General features: G+C 65.8%; 15 protein-coding genes. 5 read left to right on the forward strand and 10 right to left on the reverse strand.

Going from position 1 to position 14,253, the window contains the following annotated elements; all coding sequences use genetic code 11:
- Positions 1-14 precede the first annotated feature (14 nt).
- Positions 15-566, reverse strand: a complete 552-nt coding sequence (locus VET29_RS39625) for a hypothetical protein (RefSeq protein WP_324931084.1) — start codon at positions 564-566, stop codon at positions 15-17.
- Positions 567-654: 88 nt separating this feature from the next.
- Between VET29_RS39625 and VET29_RS39630 the strand changes: the two genes are divergently transcribed.
- The 4 genes from VET29_RS39630 to VET29_RS39645 all read left to right on the forward strand — a co-directional run bounded on the left by VET29_RS39630 (position 655) and on the right by VET29_RS39645 (position 4,072).
- Positions 655-1,392 (forward strand): hypothetical protein, encoded by a 738-nt coding sequence (locus tag VET29_RS39630; RefSeq protein WP_324931086.1) that lies wholly within the window; start codon positions 655-657, stop codon positions 1,390-1,392.
- Between the two features lie 174 nt (positions 1,393-1,566).
- Positions 1,567-1,836 carry a hypothetical protein gene (locus VET29_RS39635; protein ID WP_324931089.1) on the forward strand — a complete coding sequence of 90 codons (270 nt, stop codon included), beginning with the start codon at positions 1,567-1,569 and terminating at the stop codon, positions 1,834-1,836.
- Between the two features lie 1,058 nt (positions 1,837-2,894).
- On the forward strand, positions 2,895-3,233 hold the full coding sequence (locus VET29_RS39640; RefSeq protein WP_324931092.1) for a PadR family transcriptional regulator: 339 nt from the start codon (positions 2,895-2,897) through the stop codon (positions 3,231-3,233).
- The gene (locus tag VET29_RS39645) at positions 3,230-4,072 is read left to right on the forward strand and encodes a hypothetical protein (RefSeq protein WP_324931095.1); all 843 of its coding nucleotides are present in this window, start codon (positions 3,230-3,232) and stop codon (positions 4,070-4,072) included. The genes VET29_RS39640 and VET29_RS39645 overlap by 4 nt, the downstream gene beginning before the upstream one ends.
- A 632-nt stretch (positions 4,073-4,704) precedes the next feature.
- Here VET29_RS39645 and VET29_RS39650 read toward each other — a convergent pair.
- The 9 genes from VET29_RS39650 to VET29_RS39690 all read right to left on the reverse strand — a co-directional run bounded on the left by VET29_RS39650 (position 4,705) and on the right by VET29_RS39690 (position 14,076).
- Positions 4,705-5,565, reverse strand: coding sequence for a hypothetical protein (locus VET29_RS39650; RefSeq protein ID WP_324931098.1), 861 nt, complete (start codon positions 5,563-5,565; stop codon positions 4,705-4,707).
- An 865-nt stretch (positions 5,566-6,430) separates the two neighbouring features.
- Complete coding sequence (locus tag VET29_RS39655; RefSeq protein WP_324931101.1) at positions 6,431-8,347, reverse strand: tetratricopeptide repeat protein; 1,917 nt, start codon at positions 8,345-8,347, stop codon at positions 6,431-6,433.
- The gene (locus VET29_RS39660; protein WP_324931103.1) at positions 8,344-8,754 is read right to left on the reverse strand and encodes a hypothetical protein; all 411 of its coding nucleotides are present in this window, start codon (positions 8,752-8,754) and stop codon (positions 8,344-8,346) included. Before VET29_RS39660 ends, VET29_RS39655 begins: the two co-directional genes overlap by 4 nt.
- 140 nt (positions 8,755-8,894) lie before the next feature.
- Entirely contained in the window at positions 8,895-9,398 is a 504-nt protein-coding gene (locus VET29_RS39665; RefSeq protein WP_324931106.1) for an SRPBCC family protein, read from the reverse strand.
- A 259-nt stretch (positions 9,399-9,657) separates the two neighbouring features.
- Entirely contained in the window at positions 9,658-10,299 is a 642-nt protein-coding gene (locus VET29_RS39670; protein ID WP_324931109.1) for a hypothetical protein, read from the reverse strand.
- Positions 10,300-10,353: 54 nt separating this feature from the next.
- Entirely contained in the window at positions 10,354-11,070 is a 717-nt protein-coding gene (locus tag VET29_RS39675) for a response regulator transcription factor (protein WP_324931112.1), read from the reverse strand.
- The gene (locus VET29_RS39680) at positions 11,060-13,042 is read right to left on the reverse strand and encodes an ATP-binding protein (RefSeq protein WP_324931115.1); all 1,983 of its coding nucleotides are present in this window, start codon (positions 13,040-13,042) and stop codon (positions 11,060-11,062) included. The genes VET29_RS39675 and VET29_RS39680 overlap by 11 nt, the downstream gene beginning before the upstream one ends.
- A gap of 30 nt (positions 13,043-13,072) precedes the next feature.
- Positions 13,073-13,414, reverse strand: coding sequence for a hypothetical protein (locus VET29_RS39685; protein WP_324931118.1), 342 nt, complete (start codon positions 13,412-13,414; stop codon positions 13,073-13,075).
- Positions 13,415-13,782: 368 nt separating this feature from the next.
- Positions 13,783-14,076: a hypothetical protein gene (locus VET29_RS39690; protein ID WP_324931121.1), complete on the reverse strand. Its 294-nt coding sequence runs from the start codon at positions 14,074-14,076 to the stop codon at positions 13,783-13,785.
- Between VET29_RS39690 and VET29_RS44260 the strand changes: the two genes are divergently transcribed.
- A complete protein-coding gene (locus VET29_RS44260; protein ID WP_414636726.1) occupies positions 14,030-14,146 on the forward strand; it encodes a hypothetical protein in 117 nt (38 codons plus the stop codon). The two genes, VET29_RS39690 and VET29_RS44260, sit on opposite strands and share 47 nt — an antisense overlap.
- Positions 14,147-14,253 lie beyond the last annotated feature (107 nt).

The following is a 14,253-nucleotide window of genomic DNA, read 5'->3' on the forward strand; positions in this document are numbered from 1 at the left end:
CGTCGGTCGCGACATCAGGGTGTGATCCAGGGCGGTAGGCGTTCGCCCGCACGGTGCACGAGACGAAACTCGTGCCGGCTCCAGCCGGGTCGTTCACCACCCAGCACACCGATGTCGAACTCGATGTCATCGGTTTCGATGAGACAGATGAGCCGCCGGCCGAACAGGAGATGCCATCGGGCGATCGACGCCAGAAGATCCAGCAGAGTCAGCACGGAAACCTCGTGCTTGCCGCGAACGTGGTCGAGACCGTTCTGAACCAGGACAACGAGCGGACGCTCCGCGTCGAGCAGATAGTCCATCGGGCCGTCGTTGAAACCCGGCCAGCTGCCGCGTCCGTAGTCGCCGGGCCACTCATCGACCGCACCGATCACCGCGTCGCGCAGGCTGTCCGTACCGTCGCATGACGTCACATCCACCTCGGCGACCACATATCCCAGCCCGGAGAGATCAGCCACGAGACGAGACAACGCCCATGCGTGCCGGAACAGATGGAGATGTCCGTAGTGAAGCAGTTGAAAGTCTTCCGGGTGCCCGCGCCGGGAATTGTCATTGACTGCCACCACCAGCGAGCCCTATATGCCCCATCGCAAGCTGTCCTGGCCGCGCGGATGCGAGACTGACGGACAACTCGACGAAGTAAAGGAGCTCCCTGTGGCCTCTGACGCCCTTGAAGGACCGGTCCCGGCGTCGAGCGGGCCGGGGCAACTCGTCCCTGAGCTGCTGGACAAGGCCATCGGCTTGCAGACACCACTGGTGCGCAAGAACATCGCCCGGGCCCGTCAGCGCAACCCGGAAGCGACACCGGCGGAGGTCGTGCGCACCCTGGAGCGGATGTACGTCAGCGCCCTGGCGGGCACAGGGGCCGCGGTCGGGGCCACCGCGGCCGCGCCCGCCGTCGGCACCGGGGTCGCACTGGCGCTGTCGGCGGGCGAGGCATTCTCCTCGCTCGAACTGAGCACCCTGTTCGTACTTTCGGTCGCCGAGGTCCATGGCGTTCCGCTGGACGAGATCGAACGCCGCCGGACGCTGGTCATGGGGATCCTGCTCGGCCAGTCAGGTTCCACGACCATTGTCGGTAAGGTCGCCGAGCGCACCGGTCAGCACTGGGCACGTCAGCTCGTCAGCAAGGTGCCCACGGCGACGCTACGCCAGATCAACAGCGTCCTGGGCAAGAACTTCATCACCAAGTACGGCACCAAGCAGGGCATCATCGTGCTCGGCCGGGTGGCACCGTTCGGCATCGGCGCGGTGATCGGCGGTGGCGCCAACGCCACCGTCGCCGCCCTGGCGGTCCGAGCCGCCCGACGCGCGTTCGGTCCCGCACCACAGTCATGGCCCGAGACAGAGCTGGATCCCGCGCCTCCCGAGTCAGGGCTCGCGGATCGTTGAGCGCGTAGGCCGCGGCCCGCACTGCGGCAGAAGAGGATGTTCGAGGCGAGTTCGCTGGACGGGATCGGCAGGCCAATGCAGCATCACGGCGATGACCAGCGGTATCGCCCGAACCCGCAAAGGCTGTCGGATTTGACATAGCGCACGACTGAAGCGAATGTGCACTATTAGGAGATGACCTACTGGCAACATGCGCATCTCGTTGTGACCTTCGAAGGTGAGCACACGGAGGAGACCGGCTTCATCTTCAAGAAGCAGTTTCAAGTTCAGGACTGGACCGTCTATTGGGCTGGGCCGGACGGCGAGAGCGAGGATACCCACAGTGGGCATGCTGGATCGCCGATGCAGATCCTGAACGGCCTCGGCGCGGAAGGTTGGGAGGTCGTCGCAGCCTTCCACAAGGAAAATCGATTCGAGTATGTCCTGAAGCGTGACTTTGCTTAGGAGTGCCAGCGTCTGGTCAAGGTGTCGCGGATGCCGAGGGACGGGTGCGGTTGGGTCGGACGGGGATGGTGTTGGCCTCGTTGCAGGGGCGGTCTGCGCCGGAGATTGCGGTGATGTTCGCGGCGAAGGAGCAGACGGTGCGGGAGGTGATCTCGAATTCAATGATCGAGGTTTTTCAGCGTTAGAACCAAAGGACACCGTGGATCGATGCCGAGGATCGGCCTGGTGGTGCGTGAGGTGATCTGCCGCACCGCGAAATCCGACCCAGCCCGACTGGGCTGCCGTTCACGTGCTGGGGTCTGACCAAGTTGCGGGACTACCTGGCTGAAGGGTATTCGTCTCAGTCGGGAGAAGATTCGGCAGGTGCTCAAGTACGCAGGCATCTCCTGGCAGTCCACGAAGATGTGGGAGCGCTCGATGGATCCGGAGTTCACGAAGAAGGACAGGATCCTCGAGTTATACGATCGGCCGCCACCCGATGGACGACTCCGCGTGTGGATGGGTTCGGCCCGGTGAACCTGCAGCCGCGGACCGGTAAGGGCCGGCTCCCACACAAGCAACCGAAGCGCTTCCGCGCTACTTACGAACGCACCGGCGGGGTGCGGCACATGTTCGTCGCACTCGACCTCGCCCTCGAAGAAGTGTTTTATCGGTTCCTTTGACCACAAAGGGTGGCGAGAATTCCTGGGTTTTCTCGAGCAACTCCGCCGCCGCTTGACCCCCGACAGCAGCGACTACCCCAGCCACCATGCCCAAGAAACGCAAAACGCCACTTCGTCGTCGGATCCACGATCCGACGAACCGCTTACCTCATATGCGCAGTCAACTACCGGTCGTCGCGCGCCACGCCTGCAGGCACGGCCTCCTTGAACTCGGCGAGGTCGTCTGCGGGCGGATCCAGGTCCGCCACGGGCAACGCCCGGATCTGGTCGCCTAGGGCTTACACACTGACGGCTCCCTATCCCTGCAGGTTGGCCGGCGACACCGGCGGTACCTGGCAGGACGACAGGTGAAGATGTACCGGATCGGGCTAATCCTTCCTAGGTAAGATAAGCGGTATGGCAGAGACCAGGCGGATCACCCGCCCGCTCTTGGACGTGTTGGAGGTGCTCGTCGCGGGCTTCCAGCAGGGCCAGGACCCGCACGGTTGGACGATCATGAAAGCGACCAAGCGCTCCGGGCCGACCGTGTACGGAATCGTGGAGCGCTTGGAGGAGTGGGGGTGGATCACCGGCACCTGGGAGGAACTGCCCGCCGGCGAGTCCCGACCGCGTCGCCGCTACTACCGGCTGACGCCGACGGGCCGTGTTGAGGCGACCGCACTGCTGGCCCAACGCCGCCCCGACTCGGCCGGCGGCTCGGCGATCCGCCGCTTCATACCCGGAGGTGCCTCGTGAACGGCTGGCTGGACGTGATGGTGGGGGTTGTTCTCGGGCTTGTGGTCAACGAGTGCACCGAGATGTCGCCGTGGCTGGCCTACAAGGCAATGCGCTGGGTGGAGGTGATCCGGCGGCCCGAGGAGGTTGAGGATTTCGCCGAGGCGCGGTTGGCGACCGTCTACCACCGGCCGGGCAAGTTGTTCAAGCTGTTCACCGCACTCGGCTTCCTGTTCGCGGCCTTGGCGCACCGGGCCGTCAAGGCCGAATCAAAGGGCCGTCCGAGTTTTCTCTGGGTGCTGCGCGTACGCGTCCTGGCGGCAGGTCTCGCCGGTGTGTTGTACGCCGTGTCATGGGGCCTGTGGTGCCTCTTTCTGGGCAAACCAGCATTCATGGTGATGATCGTCATCGGGTCGACGCTGTTTGTCACCGCCCTGGTGGTGTTTCATCTGCCGCGGCCGAGGTCGGTGACGGCCCTGGGCTGGGCGGTGCTGCCCACTGCGCTGGTGTCTTTGCTGTGGATCGGGGCGGTGCCACAGCAAACCGTCATTCTTGCGACCGTGATCGCGCCTGTGTACGGCGTCGCCCATGCGGTACGGACGTCGTTGCGTGGCAGCCGTCTGCTCACCAAGATCGGATTGGTGGTCGCGGTCGGCGCCTTGATCACCATCGCTGCGGCGATACGACTGGACGCGATGTCGTACGACGTCGTCTTCTCGTGGCTCCTGTGCGTGATCGGCTTGGGTGTGGTGGGTGGCCTGCATGTGGGCGTGGGCCTACTGGTGATCGAGCACGTCAAGAAGCGGGGCACCACGAGCGTCACGCCGTCGGGCGCCGTCCCGGCGCCCAGACCGAACTGACGGCGAGAAGCACACCGACCAGGCGGCGGTTCAAGGCGGGACCCGCTGCACAGCTGTCAAGACGCTTCGAGCGCCCTGTTCATGATCGCCTTCTCGGGGCGGCTCGTCGGCGCTGAGTAGGTCGGCGATTCCATAGATAGCGGCCGCCGGCGACAGCACTAAACCCGCCGACGGCAACGGCTCCGCCGAGCGCGGACCCCGAGCCAGTAACATGGATCAGAAGACCGACCATGATCGTGCACGCGAGGAAAACGAGCCCGATCGTCGCGATGACATGGGCGGCTCCTTTCGACACGGACGTCACGATCTTGGTGGCGCTGGCGGTCCGGGCCGGGTCAGCTAGCGTGCGGTTGACCAGGTCAAGTACTGAGGTGGGTGATGGTTCCACCGCAGACTGGCCGTTGGCCGGTGGCACGTCCGGGCCAGCCCCCGAGATGGAGTGCACACTCATCAGGGCCCACCTCCTTCCCGCTTCGCTGTTACCTCCCGGGTCCGCACCTGCCGGACCAAGAGAAACCGCGGCGTGGGTCGGCCCCGCTTCTGCCGGGCTGTAGGTCGGGACGCGCTGGTCGGTCTACAAAAGGCTCGGGACCACGCTCCCGCCTGAAGATCTCGCGAAACCCTACGACCCATCATCGGCCGAACTCGTGCAGCACGGTAACGACGATCCAGGCCACGATCAGCGCCAGGCCGACGGCGAGCCACAAGTTGACTGCTCGTCGCCGCAGCGGGGGACGTTCTTCCGGGAGCGGAGGGCCCAGCTTCGGGCGGTGTGGTCGGCGATGGGTCGCCATTCGCAGCGAGAGTCGTAGCGTGAGCCTGCGACTGACGGCTTTGCGGTGCGCGCCGGCCGGGCGGTTGCTGGTCCCGACGACGCGACATCGCTCGCCGTGTCCGGCTGACACGAGCCGTACTGTCGTGTCCTCGTTGCGCTCGGCCGTCGTGCTGGCCGGCTCGTCCGCCGGAACAGGTGTCGGGTCGGTCGCGGCAATGGGGGACCCCACCTGAATTTCGGCGGCGAGCTGGCGGGTGAGGGCCGGCAGCTCGCCGGCCAAGGGAACCGCCGCGCCCAACGGATCCGTCGCGCTCGCACGGCGGATCACCGAGACAGGCGATCCGTCGTGCTGTGCCGGGTCACTCTGTGATGGGTCAGGGTCGTAGATCGGACTGTGGAGCGATATCGGTCTGAAAGGAACCGTGGGCAGGTTCTGGAGGCGCCTCTCTTCCTCGATCTCGAGCTTCGCGGCCTCCCACCGCCCTCTCCACAGCTGGACATCGGTGTCGCAGGCAAGTACGAACGCCTTGGTGGTCTCCCAGGTGGGAAAGCGGTCACCCTTCGCCGCGCGGGACAGCGACGTGTGACAGATACTCGCCCGCTCCCCCATCTGCCGATAGGAAGGGCTTCCTACCGCCTGCCGCAGCGCGTACAGCTTCTGCGCGAACGCCGCCGTTGCTCCCTGGCGGGGATCGGGCGGCGGCTGCTGACGTGGCATCTCAAAACACCCCAGTGGCGCCCAGCTACACCCTCACCTCCTCGTGTCAGTGCACTGCGGGCGCACGCGGCCGCTCGCGCGGCACGGACCACCAGGGCGACATCGCACCGGGGAACCCATAGCCGGACGGCGAACAACATCAGCACGATCGGGGTCTGGCATCGACGGTCCGGCGCCCTTGACCGGCGGCGAGACAAACCCACCGGAGACCTGGATGACCCTCGTTCGGGGGATCATAGACAAACACCTTTCACTAGTTCGCTCCTGGACAAAAAAGTTTCTGACAGAGCGGTGTTCTTGAGGCGGTAACCCTCAACGGTTGTCAGAGACGACAAGTCTGGCGGTCACAGAGGGGTTACGGAAGAACCGGGCGAAGATCCGGCGAAACTGGCAACAACTGTTGGTGCAGACGCCAAGTCGGAAACAACCCTTGCACCAACGGCTCGACGGAACGAGGCCGGGTTCACTCATCCAGGGCCACAATTATGGCCACCGCGCCATAGTCGCAGGTCAGGCGTTGGTGCAGGATGGTGCATTGGTGTCGGTTACCTGGCAGGGGTTGTGAAGGTAGCGCCGAACGTCGTTAATCAGAGGTGAGCGTGCATGTCACCCGATCGAGTGAATGCGGGGCGCTCCGGGTTCCCTCGCCAGTTCGCTCCTGGACGACACCCGACTGTGCGGGGTTGGCCGCTGGTAACGGCCAACCCCGCACTACCTTGACCACATTGGGCCGCGGCACCGTGAACAAGACAACGGGCCGTCGACGCGTTCGACTTACGGGAGGTTGCCGCATTGGTGCACACAGACCTACCCACACGTTGCCCCCATGCCTTGACCGTTCGAGGATCTCCAGTGGTCCGCAGCACTAACCCTGACCTGACCCCTCTTCCTCCTCCCCAAAAGCTAGCTCTGCCCAATAGTTGAGGGTCTCTCGGGTAGTCGAGATACCCGGGTCCCTGACATGCGGCACTCGCTCCAGGGCCAGCCGCAATTCGGCCCATAACTCCTGCGCGCGCGCCACATCTCCTGCCTCCCCCGTCCAATGGGCCAGCTCGCGTCGGATGTAGAGCAGGAAGCGGTCCTCTTTTCTGCATATCTGTTCGACAACTGGAACCAGTTCGACATACTGGTCCCGGGCTCCCGCCGCATCTCCCGCCTTTCCTGTCCAGCGCGCCGCATTGACACGGGTGATCAGAGTGTCAACATGGTCATTTCCCAGTAGTCGCTTCTGGATAGGCACCAACTCAACAAACCCGTCCCTGGCTCGTGCGGCGTCACTCAGGTAGTCGGCGGTACATTCCGCCAGCTTGAGCCGGGTATGCAGAGTTTGTGGATGCTCGGCACCCAGAGCCCGCTTGCGCATCGAAAGTAGTTCCGCGTAAAGGTCCCGCGCCCGGGCAACGTTCCCCAACCTCGACGTCCAGTAGGCGATCCCATCGCGCGTTCGCAAGGTGTCGATGTGTTCGACACCCAGCACCCGTTCCTGGATTGGTAGTAGCCGGACGAACTGTCCGTACCCGGCTACCATGTCTCCCGCCACCGCGGTCCAATGCGCCAGGAGGTGCCGGGTCCTCAGTGTGTCGGGATGCTCGGCACCCAGGACTCGCTCCCGAATCGGCAGCAACTCGGCCAGCAGGTCCCGTGACCGCTCCACGTTCCCGATCCAGTCCGCCAGCGAGTGACGTATGGCAAGCGTTTCCGGATGCTCCTGCGACACGTGACCGAGAAGTGCGCGCGTGTGGGTGCGCAGGGCATTCCAGATATCAACACTGTTCCTGGACGACAGGACCCGGTCCTCGTGCGGCATGGCCGCCGCAACGAGAGCGCGGGCTCGCGCCGCCCACGGGTGTACTTCTGGACCGAGCAGGTCACGAGTCGCCACCTGCACGAGGCGATGCATGGTTACCGTGCCCACATTTTCCGCCTGCATGATCAGACTGTTCTCGACAAGCTCACCGATCGTGCGAACACGGTCCCATTCATGCATCTCACGGAACAACAGCTCCATCGGGATCGCGTCAGGAGCATAGAAAGCGAGGATGTTGAGCATCTCCCGGGCCGGCTCGCTGAGGTGGTCGATGGCGAGCCGCCAAGTCGTGGCGACCGTGTGGGGATAGTCAGCCGGGCGACCCTCGCGATGCAACTCGGCACTGCGATCCCGATACAGCCGATGGTAGGTAGCCAGATCGATCGCGTTCTTGTGGGCGAAACCCGCAGCCTGGATCAGGGCCAACGGCAGACCACCCAACTCCTGCGCCAGCGCCTCGGCCGCCGCCGGGTTGACGTCGCCGGACCGGACGGTGAGCAGCTCAATCGCCGCGGCGGTGGCGAGCGGCTCAACCGTTGTCGCCTTCGGCGATATGTTGGCTCGGCTGGTGATCAACACATCACAGTCACCAGCCGGCAGCAAATCGTGCGCCACCGCGGCATCCGGCACATTGTCCAGCACCAGAAGCCAGGGCTTGCTCTGCTGGGAAAGGTGGGTGAATGCCGTCATCCGGGCGTTTGGCACCCGTGCCGCCTCGCCCGGCGGCAACAGAACCTCCAGCAGTGGCCGGAACTCCGCGTCGATGGCCGCTGGATCCTCGGCCCGCACCCACCACAACACGCCGTAGTCGTCACGGTGTCGCTGAGCATATGCCCTGGCGAGACTGGTCTTGCCCACCCCACCCATCCCGGTGAGCACCTGGACGTTGGTGGACCGGAATGCGGCGCGCAGGGCATCGAGTTCGGATGCGCGCCCGACGACCGTGGTGAGGCTGGCTATGTGCGGGGAGATCACCCGCCCGACACGAAAGGGCCCGACTGCTCCATGGTCATCGAGCCGCCGGTCATCACGATCGAGACACCGCTGTCGGCGCGGACGTCCCCACCGATCGCTACACCGTGGTCGCCGGCCGAGACCTGCAACCTGGCCACCGCGGACTCGAGGTCGGCGGCGAACCTCGTGTCCTGCTCGGCAGCCTCTTCCAAAGCCAGGCGCACGCGGGTCCGGGTTCGAGCGCTGGCGTCGCCGCTGGTGGCGGCTTCCGCTTCAAGCTGTTTCAAGGCGGAGTCGCCGGCCAGCTTGGCCATCACCACGTCATGCAGCTTGTCCAGGCCAGCGTCGAGCGCCTCATCGGCCATGCCGTCAACACGCTTCCAAGCGCGGCCCGCCTTGCGGGCGAACCAGGCGATCACGAAGCCCACCGCAACCTCTAGTCCAGGCACCATGTGCTTATTGTCGGTCACCGGCCCAGATCTCGTCGCAACTTCGCCAATGTCAGGGGTAGTTGAGCCGAGTAACAGGGTTCCCGCAGGAACTACGCAGGTCGGTCCTCGTTGATCGCTTACGGGATCGGCTGGTGTTCCAGGTGGTTTTTGAGGCGGTGCAGTGTTTCTCGCATCGACTGGCTGTTGTGTGTCGCTCGGTCGCGGATTCCCGAGACCAGGACGGCGATGACGCGCATGAGGCGGCCTCGGTTGTCGTGCCAGATTTCTGTCACTCGGGTGCCGGTGGTGGTGGGTTCGAGTTCGTAGCGCCAGGTCGCGATGGCCAAACCGACCGCTCCGCTGCGGAACTCGAAGCACCGGGCGGCGTCGGCGACCGTCACCTCACAGTGGGTGGTCCAACGGCGCGCGCCGCGGCGGTTGTGGCCCGAGAACCTGTCTCCGACCCGCAGCTCTCCCCCGTCGTCCTGGCAGCTCGCGCCGGTGGTCTCCGGGCTGAACCGTCCCCAGTTCTCGACATCGACGATGGTCGCGTAGATGAGGTCCGGCGGCGCGGCGATGTCGATCGACTCCTCGACATGGACTGCGTATCGCATAGCCCATTCTCCCGAGCGCCATTCCATCTGTTGGTAACGGTCGCCGACCGCTGATCGGGCTCGGCGCCGACGTCGTACCGGGCGGGTACGGTGCATGCAGACCACGGAGTACCGGGACTTCGAACCACGCACACCCGCCGAGGTACTCGCGGCAGCCAGAGCCGAGTTCCCCGACTTCGCGGCGATGGTCGAGTCGTGGTGTCGCTGATGGGGGATCGACGTGAGTGATCTCTCGATCCGTTTGGCTGGGCCGCGGTGAGCATCGCGGCCCAGCCACCGGTGGGCGTCATGTGGTTACGGATGGTTGGCCTGCGAAGTCGCCGTCGAGGAGAGGATGGTTGACCTGGCCGGGCACGTGGAGCCAGCCGGAGTCCCAGGTGGTCGAGTTGCGTTTGGTCATGAACGCCGTGAAGCCGAGTGGGTCGATGCCGTCGTAGTTGTGGCGGATGATGGACTGGTAGATGTCGTCCGACACGGCTAGGACGAGGGGGACGGTCATCCTGCGCAGGGCGCGTTTGGCCACGGGCGAGTTGAGTAGGCGGAACGCGATGTCCAGGGTCTCACCAAAAGCCGCGCGAGAGTCGTAGTGCACCTCGCCGGCGTGTAGGACGGCGCGGAGGCGGAGGCGGTCCCCCGGGCGGTGTGTGTTGTGGTCGTCGATCAGTCGGCCCAGTGTCGGGACGACGGAGTGCAGCAGCAGGGTCTTCGGCACCCGGTCGATCGGGCGGAGCAACGCGACGAGGCCGTCCCCGCTGTCGAGGAACGGGTCGTGGTCGTCCGCGGCTATGTCGTTGCGGACGAACGCCTCCGTGACGAGGTCGTACATGGCGTCGCGCATCCGTGCCTTCGCGCTGTTGTTCCGCTTCGTGGAGCTCTCGACGTCGACCCCGAAGACCGTGCGGTAGCAAGGTTGTTCTTTGCTGATCATGTCAGAGACGCTGCCCTTCCCACCTTCCCAGGCGACAGAGCGGGATCACCTGGGTTATCCCGAGTTGCTGGGGGCCTTGTCGTCCGGCCGGAAACCGTTGCCACGAGCCAGCTCGATCGCCGCCTCACGGGTTGGCACACCCAGCTTTGTCCTGATGTTCGTCCAGTAGTTGGCCACGGTCTTCGGCGCGAGGCCGAGCGTGCCGGCGATCTGCCTGTCGGTGTACCCGGCCGCGGCCAGGGCGAGCTGCTCGTTCTCGCGCGGGCCGAGCTCGGCGAACGACGTACCCCCGTTCCTGGAGTTGGGGAGGATCTTCTTCACGACCTCGCTGGCTTCGCGGTTCAACAAGCCTTTTCCCTGTGCGGTCAGGCGGACGGCGTGGACCACCTCGTGCGGCTCACCGTCCTTCGACACGTAGGACCGCGCACCGGCCTTGAGTGCCTCGCGTACCCGTTCCTCGTCGTCGAACATGGAGATCACGGCGATGTTCGCCTGTGGCCAGGACTTCCGGATCTCCGTGATCGCCTGGGCGCCGCAGTACGTCGAGCGCGCGCCGGACTTCCACGGCAGGTGAAGGTCCATCAGCACGACCGACGGACGTAACCTGACCACCTCCCGCACGGCCTCCGTCGCGTTGTCGAACTCCGCGATCACCTCGATCGCGGAGTCCGTCTCGAACTGGGCACGCAGCCCCTTCCTATACAGGGCGTGGTTCTCGACGATCACGACACGCAGAGTCGTGTCCGCCGGCACTCCTGGTTCAGCGGCCATCTGTTCCCTCGTGATGTGTGGCGGTGGCGGTGGGTTCCTCGATGGGGAGGAAGGCGACGATCCTGGTCCCCAGGCGCAGACGCTCCGTCCAGAACGACCCTCCTCGCGTCTCGCAACGGCGACGCATCGACTCGAGCCCGACCCCGGGCACGGCGTCCGCCGGGATGCCCGTGCCGTCGTCGGTGACGTTGATCTCGAGCCGTTCGGCGTGCCGGACGAGCCGGACCTCACAGACCGAGGCGCCGGCGTGTTCGGCGACGTTGCTCAGTGCCGCGCTGACGACCCGGTACGCCTCGTCCTCGACGTTCGCGGGCAGACGGTCGAGCATGCCGACGGGGGTGATGTTGACGACGAGGTCCTCGCTCGTGAACTTCGCGGCACGTCGCCGCACGGTCTCGACCAGGCCGGCATGCAGGCCGTGCGGGCGCACGGACCGGACGACATGGCGGATCTCGCCGAGCACGTTCGTGAGGTCCTCGACGATCAGGCCGAGTCGCCTGCCGAGCTGGATGTCCGCGCAGGCGAGCGTCCTGCGCAGCGCGTCGACCTGTAGCCGGACCGCGGCCACGCCCGGCGCGACGTTGTCGTGCACCTCGCCGGTGATGTAGACGAGGTCCTCGACGTGTTCCTCGCCGACCCGCTGGAGCTCCTTCGCGAGCCGGGCCGACCTGGCCGCGAAGGCGGCCTGGCGGGCGAGGTCGTCGAGGAGGCGCCGCTCGCTTCGCCCGAAGTTCTCCTCCGGCGCACGGGCCTCGACGATCAGGGTGCCCATGTCGTCACCGTTGTACCTGAGCGGAAGCGTGAGCTGGGGCCATTGCCGGCTGGCGCCGTTCGTGGCGAGCAGGCTGTCGACCCGGACCGCGACGTAGGGCAGCTTGAGCGCGCTGCCGACGGAACGGGCGATCGTCCTGAACACCTCGTCGGGCTGGAGCAGGTTCTCGAGCTGCTCGCCGAGTCGTGAGAGCGCACGGTAGGGGTCGGCGCGCTCACCGAACAGCCAGCGGTCCAGCAGTGTGCGCAGCAGCCGGTAGAGCGGGGCCAGCAGCAGCACCACCGCCACGGTGCCGATGACGTGCCCCGGGGTCGGCGGCGCGGTGAGGACCACGGCGGCGACCGTGTAGGCACCGGCAAGGACGATCGTGAGCAGTCCGAACAGCACCGATCGGTGCACGAGCAGATCGATGTCGTAGAGGCCGTACCGGAGGATCGCGACCAACGTGGCCACCGGGAACGCGGCGGCCACGGCCGCCCACGCGACCCAGAGCGTGCCGGGGCCGGCCATCTCGAGGAACAGGGTGGGGGTGAGCAACGCCGTGCAGCCGACCGACCAGACGAGCAGCCGCCGTTCGTCGCGGGGCGCCCGCAGCCACCGGACGAGAAGGGAGAGCACGGCACCGGCCAAGCCGGCGAAGAGACACACGATGCCGATCACCGTGAGGACCACGGGTAGGCCGCCCCTCGCGGTGCCCGCGACGACGGCGTCCCAGAAGGTGGCCGGTGACGACCACGAGGCCCACGCGATGCCGACCATGGGAAGCACCAGGCCGAACGCGGCGACGGCGCCGACCGGCCGCCAGCGCGCCGAGGTCAGCCGGCCGGTGGGAAAGACAAGGGCCAGCACCGGCAGGAGCGCGTAGCTGGGCCACCACGACCAGGTGCCCACCCAGGCCGGGAGGAACCAGATCGACACGGCCTGCGCACCCACGGTGAGCGCACTGCACAGCCCGATCGCCAGGATCAGCCAGCCGACGGCGTTGCGCTGGGCGTACGCCACGATGCGCACGCCCAGCACGGTGCATCCCACGGCCACCACCCAGTGGCGTGGATGGGCATCGTGCCCGCTGCCCAGGTCGAGCAGCTGTGTGGCGGCGGCGGTCACCAGGCACGCCGCCGCCACCACCGCGAGCAGGCGGGAGACGAGCAGTTCCTTGTCGGGAACGGAAAACCTCAGGAAAGCTCTGTCGCTCTGCACGTGTGTCCCCCCTCGAACAGGTAGTCGCCGTCAGCTGCCGTTGATCCAGTGCCACAGGTTGTGGCACGGAGAACCGCTGTCGAGGGTTGTCATGTCGCCGCGGGGATGACACCGCGCGGCCAGCTCGGCACGCAGCTGCTCGAGCGTCGGCAGTGGTACGGCGTCCAGTTCGGTCCCGTGCTGGGCCTCGAGCCAGCGAAGGCCTTCCTCGACCCGCTCCAGCGGTGCCGGCACCGCGACGTGTGGCCCGTGGAAGTGGGCGTTGTCCCGCGGCGCGGAGGCCGCGTACACCTCGAGCGTCCGGTACCAGATCTCGAGGTCGCCATGTCCAGGCTGCCAGAGGGACGGCTGGCCTTCTGCGGTCGCGGACATCATGCTCCTTGGTCCGACGGGTGCCCCGAAGGGCCTGATGTGTGCAGCGTGGACATCCCAGGCCCCCAGGAGTCAGAGAGCAGAACTCCCGGGCCGCCGGGAACAGCCGCGAGTGTGTCCACACTGCGACGTGTGTCGATGAGTGCCTTTCAGGGAAAATGGCCCGGATTGCTCGACTACGACCACTCGAGGCGATCGTGCCGGGTGACATGGTGCCCTATGACAAACGCGTCGGCAACTTTCCCTTGACCGCATCTCGCACCTGGAATAGTCCCAACCAAACTGTTGGTCACTGCCCGCTGTCGCCGGGGAATATTCCATGAGAATAATCCGGTCACCGGACTATTCCGATCCGCCGGCAAACCGGGTCAACAATTGATCAAACGCCGCGGCGTCGCGCTCGGGATCTTGTCCATAATTTGTCCACTGAAGGTCACGTATCGACTATCGATTCGGTGCGCGGGTTGCTCCCGGGAATATTCCGGCGGCAGGATTATTCCCAACGTTCTTGCGTCCTTGGGAGGGACCGCCATGGCGGCCGGCGTGCGAGACATCAGCTCCAGTCGAACCTGGGTCAGGTCGAGCGCCTGTACACCGGAAAAGAACTGCGTGGAGGTGGGCCGCACCCGCGCCGGCGTCGTCATTCGCGACTCGAAGAGCAAGACCGCACTCCACGCGCTGGCCGACGTCCCATGGACGGCATTCCTGGCGCACTGTCGAACAGTGGACTGACCCGGCGATCAAGACGAAACCGCGTTCGACATCCCGCGCGTGATCGTTGTCTCAACTCCGTAACGTCACTATTCTCGCCGTCAAACACCACTTACGAGTGAACAGGT

The organism is Actinophytocola sp., assembly GCF_035634895.1.
Lineage (GTDB): Bacteria > Actinomycetota > Actinomycetes > Mycobacteriales > Pseudonocardiaceae > Actinophytocola.

Excerpts from the sequence above, each read along its gene's own strand:
- VET29_RS39650 (WP_324931098.1), bottom strand. The coding sequence starts at position 5,565 with ATGCCACGTCAGCAGCCGCCGCCCGATCCCCGCCAGGGAGCAACGGCG.
- VET29_RS39670 (WP_324931109.1), bottom strand. The coding sequence starts at position 10,299 with ATGATCAGCAAAGAACAACCTTGCTACCGCACGGTCTTCGGGGTCGAC.
- VET29_RS39665 (WP_324931106.1), bottom strand. The coding sequence starts at position 9,398 with ATGGAATGGCGCTCGGGAGAATGGGCTATGCGATACGCAGTCCATGTC.
- VET29_RS39685 (WP_324931118.1), bottom strand. The coding sequence starts at position 13,414 with ATGTCCGCGACCGCAGAAGGCCAGCCGTCCCTCTGGCAGCCTGGACAT.
- VET29_RS39635 (WP_324931089.1), top strand. The coding sequence starts at position 1,567 with ATGACCTACTGGCAACATGCGCATCTCGTTGTGACCTTCGAAGGTGAG.
- VET29_RS39640 (WP_324931092.1), top strand. The coding sequence starts at position 2,895 with ATGGCAGAGACCAGGCGGATCACCCGCCCGCTCTTGGACGTGTTGGAG.
- VET29_RS39675 (WP_324931112.1), bottom strand. The coding sequence starts at position 11,070 with ATGGCCGCTGAACCAGGAGTGCCGGCGGACACGACTCTGCGTGTCGTG.